This window comes from Streptomyces sp. NPDC016459 (genome assembly GCF_040632845.1).
GTDB lineage: Bacteria > Actinomycetota > Actinomycetes > Streptomycetales > Streptomycetaceae > Streptomyces.
Genome location: NZ_JBEYCR010000017.1, coordinates 40139 through 64429 on the forward strand (window position 1 = coordinate 40139; position 24291 = coordinate 64429).

Consider the following 24291-nt stretch of genomic DNA (forward strand, 5'->3'; position numbering starts at 1 on the left):
CACCGGCCCCCTCCTGCTTGTCCTCTCCCGTGAACACGGCGGGCGGCTGTGGCGGCTCACCGATGCCTGCACGGCATGCGCGTATGCCATGACGAACGCATCGGTAGTACCGGAAACCCAACTGTCGCCTTCATCTCCAGGGGCTGTGCACGCCCTGGCGGCCTGCCCACCCCGGCGGCGCAATATCGATCTCGCCGCTCGCAGACTGGTCGGCGAGATGCTCAGCTACCTGGCCTCATCCCTGCCGGGACACGCCGCCCCCGGGGTACGGCTTGTCGCACTCCAAGCCATCCTGCGCGCGAATGCCTCCAGCAGGGTCCGATTGCCCGGAGGGCTGCTTCGCAGCATCCTTCAGGGCCCCGCAGAGTGCTGCTGGAACGATCTCGTCGCCACTCGGCTCATCACCCCGTACGCCGCCCCGGACACGCTCTACGAAGGATGGTTCACAGATCCAGTGGTCGGCATGCCCGGCCGGGCCACACGGCGGCGCGCTGCCGACTGGGCTCTGCGCACCGCCCAAGACGGACGCACTCGCGGCCTTGGACCAGCGGGACAGCTCCTGACGGTGTACCTCCGCACGTCCTTCTTCGCTCCTCAGCGCGAAGGCAGCGCCGAGATGGCACAGCTGGCGCGTCTGTGCGGGCTGTCTGCATCCGCCCTGCATCTCGAGCTCGGCATTCTGGTGGAGTTGGGAGTCCTCGCTTGCTGGAGCTCGGCTCCTGCGGGAGAGGAGATTGCGTGGCGGCTGCCGTAGCGCGCCTGCGCCGGACAAGGCCCGTGCCTTGGTCCAGGCTTACGGGAGGTCATCTGGGCTCCACGTGGGGAGGTCCTCCCGGTCGAAGGCCGGGGCCCCGCCCGCCTTCCCGCGTCGCCTGCGGTTGACGGTCCGATCGGGGCGGTCACCACGCCGCTGGCACCCTGGCCCAGACGGTCTTGGTGCCACTGGAGGATTGAGACCATCCCCAGTGCGAACTGAGCCGGTCCACCAGGTAGAGCCCTCTGCCGTGGCCGCTCATCGGCTCGAGTGTCCGCGGGATCGGCGGTAAGGGGCTGCAGTCGGTCACAGCACAGACCACCGCCTCATCCCTGCGTACCAGGCCAAGCCATGCACGACCGGGCAGGGCAGGGTCTTCCTGTCCACGCAGCACGTGCTGGATGGCGTTGGCGGCAAGCTCCCAGGCCACGGCGACCACTGTCTCCTCCCCGGTCGCCACACCCCACTGATCTATCACCGTGCGAGTGAACCCCCGCACCCGCACGCCGGAACTCTCCTCTGCCTTCAGGCTTTTCGCGGCGAACCCTGCGGCACTCACCCCCAGGGCAAGACCCCAGTCCGGGGGGTTTGAGAGGGTGAGGTTACCGATTTCGTGTGGGATCAATCCGGCCAGGTCGGCGAGTTTCTCTCCGCTCGGCTCGTCGCTGTGTGTAATCACTCCTGGTGTCCACACCATCCGCCCCCCAGATAGTTGATCGATGGCCCCGCACCGCTGTCGGGCCGCATGGCTAGTATCCAGGCCATCCTCCCGCCTGTGCAATTGCATCGGGAATTGCATGACGGAATGAGAGGCACCGGGAGTTGAGGCGGAGCGCGATGACCGCGAGGTGTTGCGCCCGAGAGACAAGGGCGAAGGAGTACAGGGCTATGGACATGTATCACAACGGAATCCCTGCCGATTCACTCGAAGGTGTCATCTGGGTGAAGAGCCGGCACAGTGGACCCACGGGCAACTGCGTAGAGTTGGCCGCACTTTCAAACGGCGCCATCGCCCTGCGGAACTCCCGCTACCCGCAGGGTCCGGCGTTGGTCTACAGCCGTGCCGAGATCGCGGCGTTTGTATCCGGTGCCGCGGACGGTGAGTTCACGTCGTTCACCGCCTGACGATTATCGGGACATAGCGCTTTCTCGGCGTTGAGGGGCTCCTGCATGGGACAATCCAGCTCCACCTTGTCCTGCAGGAGCCCCGATGTCCGCATTTCAGAGCCCCGGTCTCCCTTCCTTCGACCGGATGCTCTCCGATCCCGCTTCGAGTCCCACCGTGCTGCGTATCGCGATCGGCGCCCGGCTTCGGAAGCTGCGCGAAGAGGCCGGATACTTGCCCGTTGCTGCGGCCGAGCACATCCGCTGCACCGAGTCCAAGATCAGTCGGCTCGAGTGCGCGAAGGTCCCCCTGAAGGAACGTGACGTCCTTGATCTGCTCCGGCTCTACGGCGCGGTCCCCTTGGAGCGGGACGCAGCAGCAGAGTTGGTGGCTCTGTCCAACCAGCCGGGCTGGTGGGAGAGGTACGACAACTGCGTGGTCCCGAACTGGTTCGACAAGCTGATCGGCCTGCAGGAAGGCGCATCGGTCATCTGGACCTATGAGCTGCTGCTGGTCCCTGGGCTGCTGCAGACTCCCGAGTACGCGTTCGCCGTCACCGAGAAGGGGTTTCCGCTCGCGGACCGCGTCGACATCGAAGCGCGCGTCAACCTGCGGATGAAGAGGCAGGAGATCCTCCGCCGACAGGACGGCCCGCGCCTGTGGGCTCTGATCGACAGCAGCGTTCTGGACCGCCAGATCGGCACTGCGGAGGTCATGCACCGGCAGATGACGCACCTGCTCGGCCTAATGGGTCATCCGCGGATCACGCTGCAGATCGTCCCGGAGGACTTCGTCATCGTCGGCACGCCTGTCACGCTGATCCGTTTCCCGCTCGACGTACCCGATGTGGTCTACCTGGAGAACTCCCTGGGGGCCAACTACCTGGACCGCCCCAGGGAGACCGAGCACTTCCGGGCTCTGCTGGATCCGCTGGCGACGACCGCGTACAGCCCTGCGCGGACCAGGGAACTGCTTCTCGCCGCCGAGAAGCGCTACCGCTGAATCCTGCCCACTCCGCCGTACTCGACCACTCCCAGCGCATGCCCGGTGCTGCGTTCGGCACGTGTCCACGCCGATACGTCCCCCAGGCCGGGTTCCTCCAGCACGAGTTCGCCGAAGAATCCGTCGACCTCGGCACACCGGCGGACCTGCCCCCAGGCCCCCGCCGTCGAACGGCGCATGACCTGCCCCACTCGGTCCCGGATACCGGGATCCTCGCTCACCCACTGGCTGAGCACGAGGAAACTGCCGCTCGCGAGCCGGCTTAGAAGGCTTCGCAGCGCAGCGGCGGGCTGCTCGTCATCGCCGATGCAGTGGAGTACCGAGGTCATCATGACCGCGACGGGCTGTTCAAAGTCGATGAGCTCGGCGACCTGCGGGCGATCCAACAGGTCATCGCCTTCGAGCAGGTCGCCCTGCACGACCTCGGTGCGGCCGCCTCCGTCCAGCAGGGCCCTGCCGTGGGCAACGACCATCGGGTCCTTGTCGATGTAGACGACGCGGCTGGAGCGGGCCACCTGATGGGTGTTCACCCAGGCAGGCAGGCCACAGCCGAAGTCGAGGAACTGCCGTACTCCGTGATGCGAGGAAAGACGGTCCACGGCCGCGAGAGAGAAAACTTTCTGCGCCTCGACAAGGGCCACGGCATTGGGCATTACCTCGACAAGCGCCTGGCAAGCAGCTCGGTCGGCCGGATAGCTGTCCTTGCCCCGCAGGAGGTAGTCGTACATCCGGGCCACACTCGCCACCGTGACATCGACAGTCCTGGCCAGCGGTCTCGGCCCGAGCCCCATTGCGCACTCACCCACGTATCCCCCGCTACCGGCCCTGTCACCAGCGAGCATCCCACGCCGATCACAAGAATTGCAGCAAGACTGCTACATCATTCACACGATGTCGGGACCGCTGACCAGCACCATGTGACGGCTGCATATGACAGGCGAAACCGGCGTGCGCCGGGCCGCTTTCGCAGCAGCGGCGCACGCCGGGGTGCTCACGCGGGGGCAAGTAGTGCCGTGACACCCTTCCTGAGCGACACCGTCACCTCAGGTACCTCCAGCCCCATCAGATCGGCCGTCTCTGCCGGAGACAACGACAGCCGGTAGCGCAGTAGTACGACATCTGCCTCCAGTCCGGACAATGCCTGGTGCACCGTGTCGCGTCCTTGTCCGTTGCATTCGCGCCGGGCTTCCCGGGCCGCCACCGCAACGCGGCAGACGAGCACCTCCCACGCCTCGAAGGCCGGCCTGTCACTGCTCATGATCTGCGGCCACTGCATCACCAGCGCCTGGAGAGCCGACTCCACCACAGCCCTGGCACGGACCGGCTCCAGGGATCTGGCCCGGGCGTACTGGATATAGCGGTTCTCGTTACGCAGGCAGAAGGCCTTGTATCCCAGCATCAGCGGTCCTTCCGCGCCCCGGGCAAGGACACGCTCCCGGTGTGCCAGGCGAGTCATGTGCCTCACCGTCCCTCGGCCTGCTGCGGATCATCGTCCTGCGGCGACCGGCTCGTCTCCGTCACCTTCGGCGCGGGGTCGCACGCTCCGAGCAGCAGGCTGTAGGCCGCTTCCCACTGCGGGCGGATGTCGGCCGGGTGCCCGCCGACCGCGGTGACGAAGCGGCCCGTGTCCTCCCAGGTGGGCACCTCGGTTCCCTCGAGGAGTTCTTCCACCGCGGCCTCGTCCAGGGCGCCGTTGCTCTGGTCGCACACCGTCTTCACGACGGGGCGTCCTGCGGCCAGATACAGGCCGCGCAGCACGCCGTTGAGGCGCGTCGCCGCGTCGATGAAGTCCTGTGGCGCCGGCGGAAGGCCCTGCGCTATCTCCCACAGCACGCGCAGCTCCAGGGGGTCACCGCCGAACGTCTCCACCAGCTGGCGGACCACCGGCCAGCTGGGCGTGCGGTCCACGGACAAGATCCGCGACACGTACGACGGCGAGAGTTCCGTGCTCTCGGCGACCTCCCGGATCATCAGCCCCGAACCCTGATGCAACTGTGACAGCGCGGCTGCCAGCTGCCTCGAGGCCCGGCCCACGGCCTCCCGGCCTTCCTTCGGGCGGACATCCGGAACCGCGGCCGGGGACTGGCGCAGCGCCGCCCGTTCCACCGACCTCCTCTGAAGCTGGCGCATCACCTTCATCTCACCCCAGCGGACCCGTGCCGTCGCCGTACTCAGCGAGGCGGCCTTCGCCACCTCCTCCCAGCTCACGCTCCGCTGGCGCGCGTCACGTACGGCGGCGCCGACGTAGTAGTCCGTCTCCCTGGTCAGCGCACGGGCTCTGCCCAACAGCTCCCCGAGGTCAGCTCCCCCGTACTCCGCCTCCAGCAGATCGAACGCGAGGCTGTACAGCTCCTCCGCGATCAGGCGCCCCACGGGCAGCGCACTCTGCGGCGGGCGACGCCGCTGCCCGTCCCGCTGCCGCTGTGCGCGACGACGGCAGGCAAGGCTGCAGTAGTCCTTGCGCCGCCCCCGCCCCCCGTTCTGCGGAAAACGCCCCGCGCACTCCCGGCACATCCCGAACTCGCCGTTTTCTTCAGTCACTTCACTCACCCCCGCTTAGCGCGGTCATTTCTTCCGCGCCGCAGCGTCCATCCCCCGCATGCGAAGAGGAATTGCGCGCTCCGGCCGCGGACGCCATCGCCCACCATCACCGGCGTTCGGCCGGCCCGCCCCGCGGGGCGGGCCGGCCGAACGCGGTACCTCAGCAGCGGCGAAGACGCTGGTACCGGAAGGAGGAACGGCGTGCGGCCCGGAAGGCGAGCCACACAATCGCGGCGCTCGTCGGTGCCTCCCAGGCCCCGGTGATCAAAACCAGCGGGAGAATCACAAGACTGACGAACAGCCCCGCCTGGAGGGTGACATCCCAGGCACTCACGGATCGGGTTTCACCTACGGCGAGGGAAGGAATGTTAGCGTCGTGAAGCGCTGCAGAACGGAAACGTCCCGCAGCGATGATTCGGTCGAGCAAGGTAGGTCCTCAGCTTCCATGTCGAGGGCGTGCTTGATCCAGTCACACGAGGGGGCCCTTCGTTGGTTGGTAGCCCGCCTGGGGCCCCACTCGCGTCACGGAACGCTACCCCGCCATCGCTCCCGGTCGCCATTTGATGCGCTTCAATGCGCAAACACCACACACCACGCGAAGACAAATTCCACCCCGTCACGCCCTCGCGCCGCGACCCCACCCCAGAAACCGGTCAGTTTCGATCAGCCGTTTTCATATTCCGGCAGGGAATTCGACCGCCGCGGTCTTCGCGCAATTGCACGAAGCGGCGCGGTGAGCTGCGGCTATGTGACGCAGATCTCGGCGATTTGCGACGCGAAGGCGAGCAGCCGTCCGCGACCTGAACCTTCATTCCCCTGAGGCCCCTTCAGGCCTCGACCCTGTATGCGACTGCAAACTTCCCGTCCACTGCAAGTTCAGCGGGCCGACGCCGCGGTGAAGCTGCCGATGTGGCTGGTCGTCACAGGGTGCACGGTATGGAGGAGCGCGGCGACGAGGAAGGAAGCGGTCGCGCATGACCACTGGGCCGGGCTGGTGGCCTGTTCCATGATCGTTGCCCACCAGTGGTAGCCGGGTTGAGTGGTCCGGTAGCCGAAGAACATGGCGACGACCGTCAGTGTGACGGGTGGGAGCCAGGCCAGAGCCGGGCTGGCGAGGGTGGCAGTGGTGATGGTCAGGGAGGTGTAGAGGAGAAGGTTGCGGGTCGTCGGCTGCCAGTCGACGACCGGGTCGGCGAGTTGCCCGAGGTTGCTCGCGCAGGCTGCCAGGGCTGTCAGGGTAAGCAGCCACAGGAGGCGCGCGCAGGCGAGACGTGGCGGTTGCGGAAGGGGGAGGCGTGCGGTGTTGTCGCTTCCCATGGCGACGGCGACGGCGGCGAGGACGGGGACGAGCAGCAGGAGCGGCACGGGAGTGTCGAAGAGAAGGAACCCCAGGTTGTCGATCGCTGCTCTCGCTCCGGTCAGCGAGAGCAGGGTGGCGACGGCCAGGAGGATGAGGGCGGAACGCGTCGGGTGCACGCCGGCCCAGGCCCGCACGAGGGTCAGGCGGCCGCTTTTCATGCGGGTTTCTCTACCAGTCGGCAGGCTGCGTAGTCGTTCTTGATGCCCTGGACTTCTGTGGGGGTCAGAATCCGCGGGGCTGCAGGAAACTCGTGCGGGTCGACGCGGACACCGGCTGTGTGCAGGAGGGTGGCGTACAGGGAGAACTCGCGCTGCCAATAGGCGGGACCGGGGCCGGTGTCTGTGTAGAAGTCGGGGCAGTGCAGGGGGCGGGTGAGGGCGGAGGCAACTTCTTCGAGGCTGACCTCGTCGGTGGCGTAGGCGTCGGCTGAGATCTGCAGGCCGCTTACGTGCGGCGACCGTACGCAGTGGGTGCGGCTCAGTTCCTCGACCCGTTCGGGAATCAGGGCGGCATAGCCATGGGAGCGGGCGGCGGCGGTCAGGGTGGCCACATGGCGGTTGATCTGGCCGCGGAACCTTGCGTGTTCGGGGTAGAGGCACACTGCGGGGGCGGTGGTGGTGCAGTCGGTCGGCGGTGCCGCGTCCGTGACGAGGCGGCGGGCCGGCAGGGTGTGCTGGGCGGCGATGACGGTTGCGGCGAGGAGGACGAGGGTGAGTGTGGCCGCAGCGGTGAGGGTCCTGCGGCCGGATCGCAGCCGGATCGGCAGGAGGAGCAGCGCCGCGCCGGTGAGGGTGAAGAAGACGGTCTGGGCCATCAGGTAGCCGGGAGCGTACTGGTAGCCGAGGCGGGAGACGGTCGCTCCGCCGAGCGCGAGGGGTTCGAAGCGTCCCGAGCTGCCTGAGCCGAGCAGGTGCATGAGGGTGAAGGTGAACACTGCCGCCGTCGCGCCGGCCATGAGGGGGCCGGCCAGGCGGCCGATGGCCGAGCCGATCGCCACGTACCAGTAGACGGCCAGGCACTGGACGGCAACCGCTGCCGTGAGGGCCGGCCACGGCGGGTTGCCGGGGACGCCACCGATGATGAGAGCCGCGGCGATGGTGAGGAGGTGTACGACCAGTACGGGTCCGGCGCACCAGGCGGCCGCCCTGAGGTACGGACGGTACGGCCTGCGGGTTGCGAGGACGAGGTGGATGTTCCCGGCGCGGGACAGGCGGGAGGCGTCGACGGCGGCGGCGCCGGCGAGGAGTGGGCCGATGATGAACAGGGCGATGGCGAACCAGTCCACGGTCCACAGGGTCTCGCCGCGCCATGGCATGCCTCGCTGGAGGAAGTTCATGGCCTCGAGGACGGCGACGGGGAGGGTCATCCACGGGCCGATGAGCGTGTTGAGGGCGTAGAGGAGACGGGGGCTTGTCATTCGGGGCCTCCCATCAGGGTCGCGATGGCGCGTTCCAGGTGGGTGTCGCCGGGGGCGTGGGGGTCGGCCCGGTCTTCGAGGGCGGTGAGGTCGCCGTCGAAGGCGATGGTGCCGCCGTCGAGGATCAGGACGCGGTCGGCCAGGCCGCGGACGTCCTCCACGAGGTGGGTGGAGACGATGACGATCCGGCCGACGGCCACTGCCGCGATCGTTTCGCGCAGTGCGATGCGCTGGCGTGGGTCGAGGCCGGCGGTGGGTTCGTCGAGCAGCAGCGCCGGGTCGTGGATCAGTGCCTGGGCGATGCCGAGGCGGCGCGCCATGCCGCCGGAGAGCGTGCGGATTCGGCTGGTCCTGCGGTCGGTGAGGCCGGTGCGGCGAGGGCTTCGTCCACCGCTGAGGGGCGCCGCTTCGCGGGGATGGCATGGACCCAGGCAACGTAATGAAGGAACTCCTCGCAGGTCGCCCCTGGTGGGAGCTCGGGGTCCTGGGGGAGGTATCCGAGGGAGACGGCCGGGCTGGAGGAAGTGGCGGCTTCGAGCCTCAAGGTGCCGGACGTCTGTTTCTCCAGCCCCGCCGCGAGACGGAAGAACGTGGACTTGCCCGCGCCGTTCGGGCCGACCAGGCACGTCACTCCCCCGGTCACGTCCAGCGACAGCGGGCCCAGCCGGAACGCGTTCCCGTAGGTCTTCACGAGCTCGCGGCAAGTGAGGTGGAATCGGCTCACGTCTCTCGCTCTCCCCTGGTGGTCGATCACCGTGACAACGGCGTGCGCCACGCGTGCGTCACTGCCGGAGGGCCCGTCCCAGCAGACTCGGCCCGGCGGACGGGTTGCCGCGGCCGTCCGTGGTCGAGGAGAGACGGCCGCGGCGAGTGGGTTCAGTACTGGTCGCCACCGTCCGTGTACGACCAGCCGGTGAGCGGGTCCGGCCGCCAGGGGACGTCCAGGCCGGCGCGGACCTTGCCACGCGCGTAGTCGGCTTCGTCGTCGACGCCGGTCGAGGCGGTCTTGTAGACGTAGGAGCTGCTGTTGTGGTGGGCCGTCTCGGCGTTGGCGTGGTCCCAGTACTTCTTGGTGCAGGTCATGTACTTGCTGGCCTGGACGCAGTAGCCCGCGTTCACCTCCGTGCCGAGCTGGACGTACACCTTGTGGTCGTCGGCGTTCTTCAGCCGGGTGTAGCTCATCACGCGTGAGCGGGTGCCGTTGGAGGAGTTGTGCACCTTCCAGGTGCCGTAGGCGTATCCCTTGCTCCCGAAGCCGGACACCTCCAGAGGCGCGTTGCTCCCGTTCCAGACCCGGTCCACACCGGCGGCGGATGCCACGGCGGGCAGGGCGGTTGCAGCGATGATCGTGAGGACGCCGGCCTCGGCAAAGCGCCAAAGAACGGTGGAACGTCGTGGGCCGGCCACTACTCCCCCAATGGATCGGTCTTCCCTTGCGCACGCGGTGCGACCGGGCCGGCGATGCCGGTAGCGCATCGAAATCACAAAGCTACATTCGGTAGCGGAATTGGAGGGGAAGCGGAACGGTTCTCTGAGGAAGAACTGAGGTCAAGCCAGCGCCTGGAAATCGAGCACCAGCCCCAGCAAAGAACAGAATGGCGGGCAGCTCGGACCGATCCGCGGCTTCCGTCGCGAAGCGATGCCCTGCTCAGCGGCAGCGCCCCGCCCACTCACGCCGACCCGCCGTGGCGGGCCCTCGCATAAGGGCGGTCTGACTTCCGCTTCGGCTTCCGCTCGACGATCACCGTGCGGCGCATCGGGCACCTCGTCCTCAGAGGATGACTCGAAGAGTCCTGAGGCGCTCCTGTGCATCGCACCGTCTGGACGACGAGGCCGTCTGGCATGTCCCGCTGGCGTTGGATGAGGTGCCGAGACCCTGATGGTGTGGTGTGTGGGGCCGGGCAGGAGCTCTGGGAACCTTGGCTCCAGGGCTCTCGTCTGCATGGCGCGGCCGGGGAGTCTCCCCTCCTTGCAGTCCGCGGAGCAGCAGTCCCTGACCGTGGCGGGGATCGACGATCTCTCTGTGGAGAAACCTGGTTGTCACCGTCACGCTGGAATCCCACTCCCCCGTCAACAAAGTCACCGTGGTCCGCGGACGCGAGGGACCGCCGTTGACCGCAGCCGTGGTCGGCCCCGGGGATACAGCTGTGGGACTCTCGCACCCTTGAAAACGTGCACACGCTGCGCATGGCCGCGCCCGTGACGGACCTCGCCTGTCTGCGGCATCCCAGCAAGGAGCAGCTGTGGATCAACGGCCGGTTGGCATGGCTTCCGGTAAACAACCGCGCGTTGGTATGACAACGGGCCGGTGCGGCCTGTCCCAAGCACAAGGCTTTCGGTCCATGCATGGCGCAGTCGCTCATCCGTGGCGGTGAGAGGTCTGGGCCTGGACGGTGTGCTGGGCCAGATGGGCAAGGATGGTGTGGTGGGCTTCCCAGCCGTCGAGATTCCTGGCGTCGGATCCGGGATGTACGGGGTCGTTGGAGGGGTGGGCGTCGAGGAGTTCGGCGATGCCTCTGCGGGCGACGACGATGCAGGCGTGCCGGTGGCGGGAGGTAAGGACGCACAGACGTCCGGCGTCCAGGTGGAAAGCGGAGGCGTTGCTGCGGCCGGAGAGGGGGTGCAGGACGATGGTGACTCTGCGTTCGCAGCCTTGGAGGCGGTTGGCGGTGTCGATGGCAAGGCCGTGGAGCCTGGGGTAGTGGCGGGCCAGGAGGGCTCGGAGGTGGTCGACCTGGATGCGGTGGGTGGTGCCGATGGCAATGTCCTGAGGGTGCAGGACGTGTCCCTCCGGGTCTTGCTCGCAGGTGGCGGTGGCGCCCCGGATCAGCAGCCGTTCAGCGATGGCGAGGGCGGCGTGGAGGGCTTCGCTGTCGAAGTGGCGGGTGATGCGCGCCGGTAATTCGAACAGTGCCCATCCGGTGCGGGCGGCGTGCTCGATGACCCGGTCGGCAGGAGTGCGCATGCCGGTGTTGGAGAACGTCAGGGTTCTGTCGGACTCGCTGCTTCCGGCCTGGAAGGAGATGCGGGGGTAGAAGGCCTTGCTGATCAGTGGGACGGCTGAGGGCGGCAGGCGCCAGGACACTGGCAGGGAGTGGACGGGCAGGTCGGGGTTGTTGGCGAGTACGACGGAGACTGCGCTGCTCATGGGGTCATGGGCCATGCCTTCGAGGCGGTCGGGTTTGACTGTGGAGAAGGGGTCGAGCTGGCCGGGGTCTCCGACGAAGAGGGTCTGTCCGAAGAGGCGAGCGGTTCTCAAGAGGGTGTCGGAGCGCATCTGGTAGGCCTCGTCGACGACTCCCCATGGCCACTGGCGGTTGGTGACCGTAGCCCATTTCATGGCCGTGCCTACGATGACGTCTGCGGTTCGCTCGAGGTCCTCGATGCGGGTGCCGACGCGGACGTCGGCGTGTGCTCGCAGGTCGTCCGGGGCCGTGTGGTCGACTCCGGTGAACCGGGCGGTTCGAAGGTGCGGGTGGTCGTCGGCGAATCGGCGCACGAGATAGTCGACTTGGCTGTTGGTCTGGGCGATGACGGGGCAGGGTCCGCTGGACTGGGCGAGCGCGGCGGCGGCTTGGGCGACCAGAGTGGTCTTTCCGGCGCCGGGTGGGGCTTGCACGACGAGTCCGCGGTGAGTGAGTGCGGTCAGTTGATCCAGGACTACGCCGGTGGCCCTGTCCGTCTGCCGCTGTCGTACGGACAGTCGGCGGGGCGGTGTCACGGCTCGTCCCCGCTCTCGTTCTCGTCGCGGTCGTGTGGATGGTCGGGGGGAGGACCGCCATGGGTCCAGGGGGTCTGGTCCCGTGCGGGGAATTCCGGCATCCGGTAGTGGTCCGGTGCGAGGGTGAAGACGAGGAGAGCACCGGGTTCGGGCAGGACGGCATGGTTGGGTCGGGTCACGGGGCCCATGCCCGCGGTGATCTCGAGCTCGACGAGGGTGTCGCCGTCTGTGGGGTTGATCGTGCAGATCTTGTAGCGGGCGTTGGGGTGGGTGTGGCAGGCCAGGGGTTGGCCGGGTTCCAGGAGCACGGGATCCGTGGTGGACACCGTGAACCGGGGGCGCCATTGTGCTCGTCCGGTGGGTCCCCGAAGAGTGTGTTCCGGGTCGATCGTGGTGACGGGGCCGCCGAAGGCTTCACCGGTGGTGCGCAGTTCTGCCCTTACGAAGGGGTCGTCGGCGGCGCGTTCGGCGGCGAAGGTGGTGGCGGCGTGTTCCATGCGGGCCAGGCGGACGGCGGTGGCGATGGCTTGTTCGCGGGCGGGCCGGGGGCGTCCGTCCTGGTCCAGGTAGGTGCATTCGTCGGTGAATGCGGTGCGTTCGTGGCCCCATCGGCGTGCTGTGTTCTTGGCTTCGGGGAGGGCTTGCAGGAGTGTGTAGGCGTGCCACATGAGGTCCCAGGTGGGTTGCATGTAGGTGGTCAGCAGGCTGTTGAGCTCTTCCAGGCTGGGGGCCTGGTCCTGGCCGCGGGTCTGGGCGTATGCGTGAAACAGGGGCGCGAGCTGGTCGTTGTCGAAGGCCGCGTCGGTGACTGGTCCCGCGGTTCGGTGAGCGGCCAGGGCTGCTGCCTTGTCGGCGGCGTCGCATCCCGAGGCTGTGTGGCGGGGCGGGTCGATCCATGCCAGCAGGGTGGCGAGGTCCTCGTCCTCCAGAGGGCTTTGGCCGGTGATCCAGTGCATGCCGAGGAAGCCGGTCAGAGGGATGAGGGCGGCCGAACCGGGGATGTCGTGTGCGCGGTCGGTGAGATAGGTGAGCCAGTGTCCCAAACGCTGGACGGATCGGGAGCCGGGCGTCTGATCGTCAACGCGGCGGAGTCTCAGGTCGTCCCCGAGCGCTTTGAGGTGTTCCACGGTCTGGGGGTTGGGCACGAGAATCTGGGGGGCGTCGGTGTATCGCCGGCGCGCTGGTCTGCCGGAGGCGGCAGGCAGGTTCTCGCTGCGCTGCCGGCATGCATCGATGTAGGTGGTGACGGTGTCAGCCAGGGCGGCGAGCATGGACGCGGTGCTTCCTGAGGGAGGCGCGACCAGAAGCTCCGGCCGGTACGGATCGGTGCCCAGCATGAGGGCCAGTGGTCGTGCTGCGGGACCGGTTCGCTTCAGTGCCATCAGCATCAGAGGCTGGTCACTGAGGTGGAAATGGCGCAGCTGACTGGCACGTTGGGCGTTGCCGGTGGATGCGGCGCGCACCCTCAGGTATGAGGCCAGAAGGCTCATGTGCTGCCTTTCTGGAGGTCGATGCAGATGCGCTGTGCGTGGCGCAGGGCCTGGACAGTGTCCTTTTGGTCGTGCGAGGGGCTGATGTGTCCGTCGGCAAGGGCCAGGACTGTGGCGATGGTGTCGATTCCTGCCAGGTCGTCGCGGACCGCGGGCCCCAGGAAGTCGGTCCTGCCCTGGTTGCGGGCCTCGGTGCGGCAGTGGGGGGCCAGTTCGCAGTGGTGACCACAGCGGGGCATGTAGTGCGGCCGCATGGTGGCGAGTGCGGCGACGAGTTCGCCGGGAGGGCGGGTCGCTCTGCCGTCGGAGCTGGGCGCCAGGTCGAACGTCGTGCCCTCAGGGAGGTCGTCCAGCAGTGCGGGCAGGCGCTCAAGTCTGCCGAGGTGGCGGCTGAGGTGCCTGATCTGCTTGGCGGCGTTGTAGGGCGTGGCGATGGGTTGGCGGGTGAAGTTGCGCGGGTTGACCAGGATCACGGTGTCGGAGACGCGGTCTGCTGGAAGGCCGTCACCGGTGAGGAGTTCGCGCAGGGCCAGGACGTAGGCGGCGGCCTGGGACAGTGCTGCGGCGGTCTTTATGGGGTCGGGCTGTCCGTGGATGACGGGGAAGGATTTGACCTCGACGACGTGGAAGACGCCTTCGTGGTGGAAGGCGATGACATCGGGCTCGAGGTATGTCTGGCGGCCGGCGACGGTCAGACTAAGCACGGGGTGGTCGAGCAGGGTGTAGGGCTTGGATCTGCGGTGGGCTGTGCTGAGGATGAGCGAGCTGGTGTGGGTGTGGCGCAGCCTCAGGGGGGATTTATCGTTGTCGCTGCCGACGCTGTTGACGTCCTTGTAAGTCGCCTCGGGCAGGGTCAGGCCCAGGGCTTGGCGGAGTAGCGGCACCAGGGCAGCTCCGGCCTGGTCGGTGACCTGGCGTTCGAAGGCGATGCCGTAGTCGAGGGCGAGCTGGGATTTCCTCAGCGGTCGGGAGAGACCCAGATGGGTGGCGAGGGCGTCTTTGTCGATGCCGGCCGCGTCCAGGACGGAGCGGCGGTCGCAGCTGGGATTGGCGGTCAGGGCGGCCAGGGTTCGTGCATTGTGCGGGAGGGGCGGGGCTGGTCCGCGTAAAGCGCCCAGCTGTGTGTCGAGCGAACTCACTGATTTCCTTGAGCGGGCAGGGCACAAGTCGTGCGTCGTAGGGGTGGTTTACGAGGCGCGGTGCTGGCGGTTGACGTCGCGCAGGGTGTTGCCGAAGTGCTGTTCCACGTCGCCGAGCTGCTGGCGGGCTCGTCGGGCCGCTTCGGTGCGGGTGTCGGCGTCGTCGTCTTGGTGGATCTGCAGTTCGGCTGCTGCGGCCTGGCGCAGTGCATCCAGGTCGAGCGGCCGGCGGCTGCTGTGGGTGTGGAGATTGCGGCTGTATGGCAGGAGGAGGAGCTGTACGGGTTGCGGCAGTTCTGCGTCGTCGGCGAGGTCTTTGGCTGCGTCCGCGAGCCGTATGGCCGAGGTGAGGAAGTGGACTCGCTGGGTGAGGGGTCCCACGATGCGCTGTTCGAGCGGCCAGGTGCTCAGGGCGAGCAGGGCTCGCGCCGGTGAGAGTAGGTCGGACGTCAGAGCGGAGCAGACGTAGTAGGGGCGCGCGTAGGGGGCGGAGCGGAAGGAACGTTCCTCGTCGCGGCGCAGGGTGGTCAGTCGTGCGGTGTTCAACGGGCTGGAGAAGAACGCCTGGTGGACCTGGCTGAGCAGTCTGGGCGAAGCGGGGACGGTGAGAAGGGTCAGCGCCTCGCGAACCTGGTCGCGAGCGGGCCGGCCCTCCCAGCTGTGTTCGGGGGCCGTCAGTGAGGCGGGCTCCGTCGGGGCATTGTCCGCGGCGTCATCCGGACCGCACAGCACGTCCCAGGCCTGCTGGGTTCGCTTCAACTCCGCGCGTAGAGCGCCTGCTTGGGCGGGGTCGTGTTGCGCGAGCGCCTGCCGGATCGCCTGCTGCAGTTGCTGCATGCGTTCTTCGAGTGCGACCAGGTGCTCGTGCATGGCCGCATGCTAGCAGCTACTCGGGTTGCCTCATTTTGCCCTGTGTTTTTGGTGTACAGTCCCGGGCTCATAAGGGCACCACCGGTGCCCTCCTACGCCTCGCTCCGAAAGGGCGCATGAAGGCATGAGCAGACTGCTCCACACCTCCGATTGGCATCTGGGCCATACCTTGCACGGGCATCCACGCAGCGAGGACTTCGACGCCGTCTTAGCCGAGATCGTGGCGATCGCCCAGGAAAGCCGGCCAGACTTGATCGTCCACAGTGGCGACCTGTTCCATTCCTCCCGTCCCACTCCCCGGGACCTGATGCGCGCCATGCGGATCCTGGCTGAACTCGCTGCTGTCGCCCCCACCGTGGTCGTGGCCGGCAACCATGACTCCCCCACGTGGTTCGAGTTCTTCGATCTCATGGCCGGCCCATCCGTGGGACGGGGCCTGTTCTTCGTCGGCCGATACCGCCCGGCGCACGAAGGAGGCGTCTTCACTTTCGATGCCTGCGGTGGCGAGGAGCGGATCCGCCTGGCTGCGCTGCCGTTCGTGCATCCGAACCGATTCTGGCAGCGGTCCGCGTCCGACACGTCGTACGGCGAGTACGCCGAGGGAATGCGTGAGCTGCAGGCGGGGCTGGTGGGGGCCATGCGGGAGGGGTACGACCCCGACCGGGACGTCCTCTTCTTCACGGCCCACGTGTACGTCACGGGCGCCACGCGCTCCAGGAGCGAACGGGCCATGGGCGAGTCCTTCGAGATCGCCGTCGAGGATCTTCCGGAGGTGTCGTACACCGCCCTCGGGCACATCCACCTCCCGCAAGCCGTACGGAGCTCCACACTCACCGCCCGCTACGCGGGCAGTCCGCTTGCCATGGACTTCAGCGAAGCCAACGATCCCAAGGGCGTCGTCATCGTCGACGCGGAGCCCGGGCGGCCGGTCCGGGTGCGGACCCGCCGACTCTCCAGCGGCCGGCGGCTGGCCAAATTTGAGGGAACTCTCGACCAACTGAGGGCCGAGGCCGCCGAGTACGACGGAACCTTCCTCAAGCCGTTGATCACCGGTGAGGAGCCCGACGTACCGCTCCGCCAGAAGATCGCCGAGATCGTGCCGCGCGCGCTCATCATCAAGCCGGCACTGGCCCGGGAAGCGGCCACCAACGCCGTCCTCGACTTCAATCCAGGTGACGAGCCGGATCTGCCCGACGCGTTCCACGCCTACCTGGCCCGTGAGGGCCTCAGCGGTGCCGCTGCGGAGTCTGCAGTCACCGCATTCAGCCAGCTGCTCAACGAAGCCGACGAGGAGACGCCGCCGCCGGTCCCAGCCGAGGAACTGCTGCGCGCTGCGCTGGAAGACACCTGGACGGAGGCATCATGAAGCTCCGGCAACTCACCCTCACGGGAGTGCGCAGTTACTCCGGCACCTGCACCATCGACTTCACCGGCAAGCGGCTGTTCGCCATCCTCGGCGAAACCGGCGTGGGCAAGTCCACCATCCTCGAGGCGATCATCTTCGTCCTGTATGGGACGTGCTCGTGGTCGAAGGCACCCCAGACCGCCTACGAACTGATCAGCCGGGGATCCCCCAGCATGCACGTGACGCTGGAGTTCGAGGCGAACGGCCGCACGTGGAGCGTGCGCCGCATCCTGTATGCGGACCGCTCGAAAAGGCCGAAGGCCGTGCTCGAGCCCCTGTCCGGGAACGCCCCCGACATGCGGGTCGACAACAAGGACGCGGTGACGAAAGCCGTCACCGAGATCGTCGGGATGGACCGGGATGGTTTTGTCCACACGATCATGCCGCGTCAGGGAGAGTTCGACACCCTCCTCAAAGCACCCGCAGCCATTCGTACCGGCATCCTGCGGCACGTCTTCGGCATCAGCGAGCTCGAACGGGTCCGCAAGAACGCCGGCGTACGGCTGAAGCACCTGGAAGAGCAGATCACCCAGGCCACCAGGGCCCGTCACCTTCTGGGCCCGGATCCCCGCGCTGCCGCAGCCCGTGGGGTCCTGGACGTGGAGCGCACCCGTGGCGTCGCGCTCCGTCGAGGCCACCGGCTGCAAGCCCTGCGCGCGGGCCAGAACCGGGCCGTCGAGCACCAGCACTGCAAGACCGATGTGGACAAGGCCGCACGGCTACTGCGGGAACGTGCTGTCCCGGATGCGGGTGTCATGCTGGCCGCGCTGGCACAAAAGGAGGAGGAACTCGATGCCGAGGCGGCAGCCCAGGCGGCAGTCGGGCGTGACCTGAGCCTGAAACTGCACACGGCGCAGGCGGCACTGGATGCGTGCGCGCAGGCTGGCGACACAGCCCAGTCCCTGCACGGCGCTTTCGCCGTCCTGTCTCACTTGCCCGACCGTGCGGCTGGCCTGGACGCTGTGCTGCAGCGGCTGAAGCACGACCAGCTTCAGTACGACGCGCACGAGCGGGAGCACGCGCAGGCACAGCAGGAACTGGCCGAACGTGAACAGGGCAAGACCGCTCTCATCGCAGCCGCCATCCGGGCCGAGCAGACCGTAGCCGAGGCGCGCGCGCAGACCGAGCAGGTACAGGAGGCCGTCCGGGCGGCGCTGCAGGAAGCCACTGCCGCAGCCTCGCATGTGCAGTCGCACCACACAGCGCTCAAGACGGTGGAGGAACACCGGGGCCGCAGCACCGGCCTGGAGGACATGCTGGAGGAGGCGAACGGCGCACTGGAAGCAGCCCAGGACACCCTCGTTGCACTGCAGCGCGAAGACGCGGCCCACACGGCAGGTTCCGGTCTGGTCTCTGGTGACGCCTGCACCGTCTGCAGCCAGCCCCTCCCGCACGACTTCACTCCCCCCTCACCGCGGGACGGCAAGGCGCGCGGCCAGGCCCAGCGCGAGGTCACCAAGCGCAAGAAGGCCGTCGAGAAGGCCATGGAGGCCAAAGCGGAGGCAACCGCTCAGTTGAAGGAGATGGAGCGGACGGCCGAGAAGCACCGCCGCGCGCACCTGGCTGCCGGCGAGCGTATGGAGGCGGCCTTGCTCCAGGTGCGGGAGCTGGTGGACGCGGCGCGGCTGGCCTGTTCTTCTGTCACGGCCACCGCGCTGGAAGCCCTGCCCGGGCAAGCGATCACACAGGCACGTGTCCTCGCCGAAGGTGAACCGGGAGGCCGGACGCAGATCACCCGTGCGGTCAAGTCGCTCGTCCAGCCGCTGCGCAACGCGGAAGGGCAAGCCCTCACGGCTCACACCAACGCGCAGGCGGGTCTGGCGGCGGCGCAGGCCGAATACGATGCCGCCCAGGCTGAGGCAAAGCGCCAGCGCGGCCGCCTGCAGCGTGAACGCAAACGGCTGGACAAGACCCGGGAGCAGTACGACACGGACCTGCAGGCATTGCTGACGGAGGTCTCCGCGCTCCCGGATTCGCTCCGCCCCGCCCAGTCCTGCCCGCAGCGGCTCCCCTTGCCGCAGGCCATCGTCTCCGCACAGAACGCGGCCGGCCGGCGGCTCGAGCAGCTGGAGCGGACGACACAGGACCGCGACGAGACCAGGCAGGCCCTCACCGAGCACACCGAGAGCCTGCATGCCCTGGACGCACTCCGGCGACGCAGCCTCGAAACACCCACACACAGCCTCATCAAGAAGCTGGAGCGCTGGGCAGACGCGGCCACCGATGCCGCGGGGCTTCTCGGCGACGGGACACCGGCCGAACTGCCGCCCACCCCGGACGGGACGGACCTGGCCGTCATCGACACCTACAGCCTGGCCCTCACCTCACTGGATCAACAGCTCACCGAAGCACTCAGGCAGAGCGCGCAGCAAGCCCTCGACGAGATCCGGGCGTTCAAGGCGGAACTCGCGCTCCAAGCCGGTGCCACCGGCGACGACACCGACGACAGTCCCGGGTTCTGGCTGCCGCCGAAGGGCGATCTCCTCACTCCTTCCGTTCTCGATCCGCTCAGCCGCAAGACAAGCCACGCCGAGGCCGCCCACGACAAAGCCAAGGCCGACCTGCGTACCGCGCAGTCCCAAATCCCGTACGCAGACGCCTTGACTGTCGCCCTCGAAGCCGGAGAGCGGCAGGCCGCAGTGTGGCGGAGCGTGATCGAACAGCTGACGGACGGGAAGTTCCTCACGTATCTGACCGAGCAGCGCACCCATTCACTGCTCAGCCACGGCAGCAGAATCCTCCAGCAGATCTCCGCGGGTGAGTACGTATTCACCGAGGAGTTCAAGATCATGGACTGCGCCACGAATCTTGCCCGTGACCCGGAGACCCTTTCCGGCGGCGAGACTTTCCAGGCGTCCCTCGCCCTGGCGCTAGCGCTCGTCGAGCTCCACAGCCGCAGTCGCGGCCACAGCAAGCTGGAGAGCCTGTTCCTGGATGAAGGGTTCGGATCGCTGGACTTCGACCGCCTGGAAGAGACTCTCTCCGCTCTGCGCGGGAGCGTGACCGGGGACAAGACGGTCGGAGTCATCAGCCACCTCTATCCGGTAGCCGATGCGGTCGACGATGTCCTGTACGTCGATAAGAACGCCCAGGGCTCTACGGCCATATGGCTCACGCCAGAGCAACGCACCAGCATCATCCACGACGGAATCCAGAGAATGCTGGAGCACACCTGAGCGGTGACAGGGCGCGGCCGTCAGCGTCACAAGGCGGCCCGCGCCCGGGCGCGGGAAGGGAACATCGGTCACTGCGGCGTTCCTTCCTGTGGACTTCTCATCCCGCGCTTCCTTCGCCATGCCTTGCGCGCCCACTTGGAGTATCTGCGACCTGGTGCTGACGAGCTGTTCCGGCGCGGTGCCGGTCGTAGGCCTTCCGCGCGCCGACACCGCGGCAGGGCATCGGCGGCCGAGCCTGCCTCGGCCCCGCGCTGCGCCCGACGGGACTTCTCCGCTGTCCGGCACCGCGTCGGCAGCACCCTCAGTGTTCTGGCACCGAACGCTTCAACAGACAGCCAGCCCATCCACGAGCCCCTTCCGCCAAGGGAGTTCCCTTGGGACTCGCGGGCCTGAACGGCTGAGTCCGGCCCGGGGCCCGGGTTCAGGCTTGATTCACGGCCATCACCGGCACAACGCCGTCCCGCCCTGGCGAGGGTCATAAAGCTGCCGTGCCGCCTCAGGCACCACTACTCCCCCCATTCTCCATGTCTGAAGGAAACAGAACTGTGAGTGATTCCCCGGACGGAACGCACGGTGCCGTCACACCGGTCTTCACCGCGAAAACGGGACGGCAGGCCGCGATGCCCCGGCTGATGGCACTGGACCAGCACGGCCTGCTGACCAGCGCGCACGTGCGGCTGGTCGCCACCAACGTGGGCCGCTCCGAGCGGACGGTGTGGAATTGGCTGGCCAAGGCGCGGGCCACCGGCCGCACCGACGCTGTGTCCCGGCCACGGTTCACCGTCACGGCCGAGATCCGGCGGCTTCTTGCCCTATGGGGAGGCAATGCCTCCGCCATGCACCGCGAGTTGAAACAACGGGCCCAGGCCGATCCGGACCTGCCCAAGGTCCCTTCGCTGGCGACGCTGCACCGGGCGCTGCGGCGGGACCTGACGGCCGGAGACCGGGCCGGACTCGCCCGAGGGGAGGCTGCCCGGCGGGCCTTCGACGTGTTCGGCCAACGCCCGCCCGGACACCGCAACGAAGCGTGGGAGGGCGACCACAAGTGCATGCCCGTCAAGGTGTGGGTCGAGGGCGAACTCGTCCAGCCGTGGCTGACCTGGTTCATCGACTGCGCCAGGAAAGTCATCATGGGCTGGGCCGTGACACCCCACGCACCCAGCAGGGACGCGGTGCTGGCGGCCCTGCGCACAGCACTGGACCGCAGCGAGCCGTTCGGCCCGGCCGGCGGACTGCCCGGCCTCATCCGTGTGGACCGCGGCAAGGAATTCCTGTGCGCCGCCGTGGCCTCGGCCGTAGGCGCCTTCGCCGTGCCGGTCGTCGACCTGCCCGGCTACAGCCCGTATCTGAAGGGCACCATCGAAGCGCTCAACGACTCGGTCGAGCAGATGCTGTTCGTGTCCATGCCGCACTACACCGGCCAGCAGAAACTCACCGGCGGGCGCACAGCGGATCCCGACGAGCCCGCCCTCACCTTTGAGGCGTTTGTGGAGCTGCTGCAGGAGTGGGTGCGGTGGTGGAACTACGAGCACAAGCCCCAGAAGCTGGGGGGCCTCACCCCGATGGAGGCCTGGCGGGCCGACCCCACTCCCCTGTACGACGTCCCCGCCCAGCAGCTGGCCCACTTCGGGCTCGAGGACGACGGAAGCACCCGCGTCATCACCACACGCGGTGTGCAGTGGCGCAGGCACAACTACATCGGCCCTTGGATGGTCGGCATGGGCGGCACCCGCATCGCGGTACGCCACCTGCCCCACCACGACGCGTCCATCGAAGTCTTCGGTCTTGACGGCACCTACCTGGGCAACGCTGTCCTGGCCGAGCAGGCCAGCCAGGAGCAGATCCGTGCCGTGCGCAATGCCCGCAAGGCCAAGGAACGGCGGCTTCGTGCGGATCTGAAGGCCGCCGCCCGGCTGCGGCGTGACCGGTTCAAGGCCGTCACCTCGGCCACCCCGCCCCAGCGCCTTGGTTCGCTGACCGAGGCGGAAGCCGAAGCAGAACTGTCCGGAGCAGACACCACGGCCCTGCGGCACGCCGATCCCGGCTACATCCCGCACACCGCGGTCCCCGACGGCTGGGCCCGGCCAATCCCCGCAGACACGCCCCCGCCCAGGGACAGCACCCTTACGGAGGACGAATGATCGACAGCCTGGACTACTACGGAACCCTCCCCTCGGAAAAAGAAGATCACTTCCACCGGCTGGACGCGCACCTGGTGGCCACCGACGCGCTCATGACGACCCTGGACGACGTCAAGGCGACGATCGAGGACAAAGGCATGATGGTCGCCTACGGAGCGGCCGGCTGCGGCAAAACGATGTCGGTGAACTCCGCCCTGCGACAGGTGGCCCCCGACATCACCTACCGTCTCGAACTGCGCTCGGGCCCCACCCCCCGTGACATCCGGCACGGTCTGTTCCACGCCCTGGGGCTGCCCGGTGAACCGCCCACCCGACCCATCGAGTTCGACACTCTCCTCAAAGACGCGCTGTCGCAGAAATTCCGGGTACTGGTGTGTGACGAGGCCCAGTGGATGGGGCGCAGTTCGTTCGAGTACTGGCGTCACCTGTGGGACGACCGGCGCACCGACATGGCATTGATCTTCGCCGGCGGGGACAACTGCTACAAGGTCCTCAAGCGTGAACCGATGCTGGCGTCGCGGATCTACATCTGGCAGAAGTTCACGCGCATGCCCGAGGACGAAGTCGTCGCCACGCTCCCGGCGTTCCACTCCCTGTGGGAGGGGGCCGACCGGAAAACAATCCTGGGCATCGACCGCGCAGCGGCTCATGGCAACTTCCGCAACTGGGCCACCATCACCAAGCACCTGGTGCGGGGCATGCGGCAGAAGGGACTGGCCGAGATCAACCAGGACCTCGTCAACTGGGTCTACAGCAAGCTCGGCGGCATGTAGTACCGGGCGGCTGCCGGTGCCGGTCCGCCGCATGTGGCGGACCGGCACCGGCAGCCATACGGGACGCTGCGCGTGGAGCGATGAGCGGCCTCGTGGCCGGCGGACGTGATGGCGTGATGGGCAGGGACGGGAGCAGGGTGATCGCAGCGGGCTACGGCGAGGTGACCGTGGTGGTGGACGAGCAGGACGACCCGTTCTACACGCAGGCGGCGCTCGAGGCGCACTGCCCCGGCGAGGGCCGCATCGCGGTGCATCCGACACCGGCCAGCGGCCATCCGGCCGCGCTGGCGCACGACGTGCTGTATGCGCTGGGCAAGCGGCTGGCCCCGGGGCCTTGCTCCCCCGATGTGTGGCTGGACTCGCTGGACGCGGCATGGCTGGCCGCGGCCTCGTGGGCGCAGGCAACCGGGGTGCGGCATGCGGTGATCGCGCGGGCCCATTTGCTGACGCCCCGGCGGATCGACCAGCTCCTTACCTGGCGCACGGTGACGGGGGTGCAGCTGACGCTGCTGTGGCAGACGGAGGCACGCGCGCTGCCACCGGTACTGGCCCAGGTGGAGCGCCGTCTCGGCGGCAAGGACAGCTTCGGGGCACTGCTTGCCGAACCGGGACCGATTCCCGCGCGCCCGTCCTTCCCTCCTGGGTCACCTCTACCGTCTGTGCCTGGCGCCGAGGCAGTGGCAGGGATTTCCCGGCAGTCATCCGCGGGGCCGCCGCGAGAGCCGGGGCCGACGTCGGCACGGCCAGGTCGGCAGGCTGTTGCCTGCACCGGCGCGATGGCAACGGCGCGCCTGGGGCCTGTCGCGCCTGCGGTCGGTGTCGCAGCGCAGAGCACGGCTGTTCTGTTGGCTCTCGCGCATCCGCTCGCCGCCGGGGCACTGAGCGTGCTGGCCTTCACCCGGGCCGGCCTCGGCAGTCTGCGCTGGACACGCGACCTTGACATCACCGGCGACGTGTCCGTCATCAAAGTCCACGGCGTCGCGCACCGGTCGTGTGTCCTGTACGCGGTTTCGGACTGGGCCCGGCCGCTGCTGGCTGCCGCCCGCGCCTACCACCGGCTGGGGTCCGGTCCCCTCCATGGCAGTGTGTTCGCTCCGGTGATGCGCTGTGAAGCGCGGCATCTGCGTGCGCATGCCGGACGGCACCCCTGCCTCAGCCTCTCCCTGCCTGCCTGCGCCCTTCTGCCTTGAAGCGGGATGTACAAGGCCGCCCGCCGTGCTCTCTGCGGACATGGCGACATTCCATGTCTGACATCGCCCGCCCGGTGCAACGTGCGACGGCTTCCCGGGCGGGCTGTGGCCCATGATCCGCGAAGAGGCCCCGTGGCGCACGCCGAGCGTGAGCCGGTGGAGAGCTGCTCTTCCGCCGCTTCTGGCGCCTTCTGCAAGGATGTATGC

The 24291-nt window shown here is 68.0% G+C and carries 20 protein-coding genes and 1 pseudogene; 8 read left to right on the top strand and 13 right to left on the bottom strand.

Annotated features, from left to right (window positions below):
* Positions 1–899: 899 nt before the first annotated feature.
* Positions 900–1433, bottom strand: a complete 534-nt coding sequence (locus ABZ567_RS28340; RefSeq protein ID WP_360794935.1) for an ATP-binding protein — start codon at positions 1431–1433, stop codon at positions 900–902.
* A gap of 209 nt (positions 1434–1642) precedes the next feature.
* Here ABZ567_RS28340 and ABZ567_RS28345 point away from each other — a divergent pair, with 209 nt between their 5' ends.
* Together ABZ567_RS28345 and ABZ567_RS28350 are read left to right on the top strand one after the other, a co-directional pair.
* Positions 1643–1879 carry a DUF397 domain-containing protein gene (locus ABZ567_RS28345; protein WP_360794938.1) on the top strand — a complete coding sequence of 79 codons (237 nt, stop codon included), beginning with the start codon at positions 1643–1645 and terminating at the stop codon, positions 1877–1879.
* 157 nt (positions 1880–2036) lie between these two features.
* Positions 2037–2861 (top strand): helix-turn-helix transcriptional regulator, encoded by an 825-nt coding sequence (locus ABZ567_RS28350; protein WP_360794941.1) that lies wholly within the window; start codon positions 2037–2039, stop codon positions 2859–2861.
* Here the strand turns inward: ABZ567_RS28350 and ABZ567_RS28355 are convergent.
* The 8 genes and pseudogenes from ABZ567_RS28355 to ABZ567_RS28390 all read right to left on the bottom strand — a co-directional run bounded on the left by ABZ567_RS28355 (position 2852) and on the right by ABZ567_RS28390 (position 9499).
* Positions 2852–3703 carry an SAM-dependent methyltransferase gene (locus ABZ567_RS28355; protein ID WP_360794944.1) on the bottom strand — a complete coding sequence of 284 codons (852 nt, stop codon included), beginning with the start codon at positions 3701–3703 and terminating at the stop codon, positions 2852–2854. The genes ABZ567_RS28350 and ABZ567_RS28355 overlap by 10 nt on opposite strands.
* A 149-nt stretch (positions 3704–3852) precedes the next feature.
* The gene (locus tag ABZ567_RS28360; protein WP_360794947.1) at positions 3853–4260 is read right to left on the bottom strand and encodes a hypothetical protein; all 408 of its coding nucleotides are present in this window, start codon (positions 4258–4260) and stop codon (positions 3853–3855) included.
* A gap of 62 nt (positions 4261–4322) precedes the next feature.
* Entirely contained in the window at positions 4323–5234 is a 912-nt protein-coding gene (locus ABZ567_RS28365) for a helix-turn-helix transcriptional regulator (protein WP_360794950.1), read from the bottom strand.
* Positions 5235–6278: 1044 nt separating this feature from the next.
* Positions 6279–6920 carry a hypothetical protein gene (locus tag ABZ567_RS28370; RefSeq protein ID WP_360794953.1) on the bottom strand — a complete coding sequence of 214 codons (642 nt, stop codon included), beginning with the start codon at positions 6918–6920 and terminating at the stop codon, positions 6279–6281.
* On the bottom strand, positions 6917–8179 hold the full coding sequence (locus tag ABZ567_RS28375; RefSeq protein WP_360794956.1) for a hypothetical protein: 1263 nt from the start codon (positions 8177–8179) through the stop codon (positions 6917–6919). The genes ABZ567_RS28370 and ABZ567_RS28375 overlap by 4 nt, the downstream gene beginning before the upstream one ends.
* Complete coding sequence (locus ABZ567_RS28380; RefSeq protein ID WP_360795070.1) at positions 8176–8676, bottom strand: ATP-binding cassette domain-containing protein; 501 nt, start codon at positions 8674–8676, stop codon at positions 8176–8178. The genes ABZ567_RS28375 and ABZ567_RS28380 overlap by 4 nt, the downstream gene beginning before the upstream one ends.
* Positions 8604–8954 (bottom strand): annotated as a pseudogene (locus tag ABZ567_RS28385) (ATP-binding cassette domain-containing protein); the annotation flags it as partial. The pseudogene ABZ567_RS28385 and the gene ABZ567_RS28380, both read right to left, overlap by 73 nt.
* Positions 8955–9055: 101 nt before the next feature.
* Complete coding sequence (locus tag ABZ567_RS28390; protein WP_360794959.1) at positions 9056–9499, bottom strand: hypothetical protein; 444 nt, start codon at positions 9497–9499, stop codon at positions 9056–9058.
* Positions 9500–10351: 852 nt separating this feature from the next.
* Between ABZ567_RS28390 and ABZ567_RS28395 the strand changes: the two genes are divergently transcribed.
* Positions 10352–10477 carry a hypothetical protein gene (locus ABZ567_RS28395; protein WP_360794962.1) on the top strand — a complete coding sequence of 42 codons (126 nt, stop codon included), beginning with the start codon at positions 10352–10354 and terminating at the stop codon, positions 10475–10477.
* Between the two features lie 61 nt (positions 10478–10538).
* Here ABZ567_RS28395 and ABZ567_RS28400 read toward each other — a convergent pair whose 3' ends face one another.
* Genes ABZ567_RS28400 through ABZ567_RS28415 form a run of 4 tightly spaced genes read right to left on the bottom strand, consistent with a single transcriptional unit; the run spans position 10539 to position 15399 of the window.
* The gene (locus tag ABZ567_RS28400; protein WP_360794965.1) at positions 10539–11900 is read right to left on the bottom strand and encodes an AAA domain-containing protein; all 1362 of its coding nucleotides are present in this window, start codon (positions 11898–11900) and stop codon (positions 10539–10541) included.
* Positions 11897–13390 (bottom strand): hypothetical protein, encoded by a 1494-nt coding sequence (locus ABZ567_RS28405; RefSeq protein ID WP_360794967.1) that lies wholly within the window; start codon positions 13388–13390, stop codon positions 11897–11899. Before ABZ567_RS28405 ends, ABZ567_RS28400 begins: the two co-directional genes overlap by 4 nt.
* Positions 13387–14529, bottom strand: coding sequence for a hypothetical protein (locus tag ABZ567_RS28410; protein WP_360794970.1), 1143 nt, complete (start codon positions 14527–14529; stop codon positions 13387–13389). Before ABZ567_RS28410 ends, ABZ567_RS28405 begins: the two co-directional genes overlap by 4 nt.
* Before the next feature lie 48 nt (positions 14530–14577).
* Positions 14578–15399, bottom strand: coding sequence for a hypothetical protein (locus tag ABZ567_RS28415; protein WP_360794973.1), 822 nt, complete (start codon positions 15397–15399; stop codon positions 14578–14580).
* A gap of 124 nt (positions 15400–15523) precedes the next feature.
* On the opposite strand from ABZ567_RS28415, the gene ABZ567_RS28420 reads away from it, so the two are divergent.
* The 5 genes from ABZ567_RS28420 to ABZ567_RS28440 all read left to right on the top strand — a co-directional run bounded on the left by ABZ567_RS28420 (position 15524) and on the right by ABZ567_RS28440 (position 24084).
* On the top strand, positions 15524–16765 hold the full coding sequence (locus ABZ567_RS28420) for an exonuclease SbcCD subunit D (RefSeq protein ID WP_360794976.1): 1242 nt from the start codon (positions 15524–15526) through the stop codon (positions 16763–16765).
* Entirely contained in the window at positions 16762–19980 is a 3219-nt protein-coding gene (locus ABZ567_RS28425; RefSeq protein WP_360794979.1) for an SMC family ATPase, read from the top strand. The genes ABZ567_RS28420 and ABZ567_RS28425 overlap by 4 nt, the downstream gene beginning before the upstream one ends.
* Before the next feature lie 545 nt (positions 19981–20525).
* Positions 20526–22121, top strand: a complete 1596-nt coding sequence (locus ABZ567_RS28430; RefSeq protein ID WP_360794982.1) for a Mu transposase C-terminal domain-containing protein — start codon at positions 20526–20528, stop codon at positions 22119–22121.
* Entirely contained in the window at positions 22118–22894 is a 777-nt protein-coding gene (locus ABZ567_RS28435) for an ATP-binding protein (protein WP_360794985.1), read from the top strand. The genes ABZ567_RS28430 and ABZ567_RS28435 overlap by 4 nt, the downstream gene beginning before the upstream one ends.
* Before the next feature lie 80 nt (positions 22895–22974).
* Positions 22975–24084 carry a hypothetical protein gene (locus ABZ567_RS28440; RefSeq protein WP_360794988.1) on the top strand — a complete coding sequence of 370 codons (1110 nt, stop codon included), beginning with the start codon at positions 22975–22977 and terminating at the stop codon, positions 24082–24084.
* Positions 24085–24291: the final 207 nt, after the last annotated feature.